Source organism: Listeria sp. SHR_NRA_18, assembly GCF_003856515.1.
GTDB lineage: Bacteria > Bacillota > Bacilli > Lactobacillales > Listeriaceae > Listeria_A > Listeria_A newyorkensis.
The window spans coordinates 1-1,105 of sequence record NZ_QPKR01000042.1; the positions used below are offsets into that span (position 1 = coordinate 1).

2 protein-coding genes are annotated in these 1,105 nt (G+C 37.6%); both read left to right on the top strand.

What is annotated here, in order from left to right; all coding sequences use genetic code 11:
• Window positions 1-81 precede the first annotated feature (81 nt).
• Window positions 82-372 (top strand): transposase, encoded by a 291-nt coding sequence (locus tag DUK53_RS17035; RefSeq protein ID WP_036132390.1) that lies wholly within the window; start codon window positions 82-84, stop codon window positions 370-372.
• A gap of 35 nt (window positions 373-407) precedes the next feature.
• Window positions 408-1,105: IS3 family transposase (locus DUK53_RS17040; protein WP_124893238.1), on the top strand; the 698-nt coding region annotated here is incomplete at its 3' end.

Consider the following 1,105-nt stretch of genomic DNA (forward strand, 5'->3'; position numbering starts at 1 on the left):
TGGATAGGTTATACTAAATTGGACAATTAAATAAGGGTCTTTATAATAGATACTATAAAGAAGTAAAGGATGAAGTTTACAATGACAAAAAGAACGACGCGCACCTTCACACCCGAATTTAAAAAACAAATAATCCAATTACATGCAGCGGGAAAATCAAGAAAAGATATTCTAATCGATTACGAGCTTGCTCCCTCGGTCTTTGACCGTTGGAGAAGAGAATACAACAAGTCAGGTTCTTTCTTAACCAATGATAACAAGACAGCGGAACAAAAAGAAATAGAAGCTTTACGTAAACAACTTGCCCAGAAAGAGTTGGAAGTTGATATTTTAAAGCAAGCGGCGCTGATATTCGGACGAAAATCCAAGTAATCCAGCAAAACAAACACAAATATCCAATAGCAGCGATGTGCCGTATTTTAGGTGTTTCAAGGAGCACGTATTACTATCAAAAGTTGAAAAGATCAGAAGCTCATTTAGAGCAGGCGGTTATAGAGGAGTTTCATAAAAGCCGCAAAAATTATGGCACGCGCAAATTAAAAGTAGCCCTAGCCCTTTTGGGCTTTACCGTTTCCAGACGCAAAATTGCAGTTATCGTACGAAAATTTGCCCTTATCTCCAACTATACCAAGGCTACTTTCAAACAACATAAAACTAAGGTGAATGAAGCACCTGTGGCCAATGAATTAGGGCGTCAATTTGAACAAGTTGAGGCACGTAAAGTCATTGTCACCGATTTAACCTATGTTCGGGTAGGTGAAAAATGGCATTATGTTTGTTTTATTCTAGATTTATTTAATCGTGAAATTATTGGACACAGCGCAGGAACGAATAAAACAGCTGATTTGGTGAAGGAGGCTATCTACCAGATCCCTTTTCCACTTTTCAACGTCCAGCTTTTTCATACAGATCGCGGAAGCGAATTTGATAACAAGGCCATTGATGAGATTTTAGATACCTTTGAAATAGGTCGTTCTCTTAGCAATAAAGGTTGCCCATATGACAACGCAGTCGCTGAAAGTACGTATAAATCATTCAAGAAAGAATTTGTGTATCCAAACAAGTTTCAAACATTGAATCAATTGAAGGTACAGTTGTTAGATTA

What these genes read in the sequence shown, in the direction of transcription:
- DUK53_RS17035 (WP_036132390.1), top strand. Translation starts at nt 82, where the DNA reads ATGACAAAAAGAACGACGCGCACCTTCACACCCGAATTTAAAAAACAA.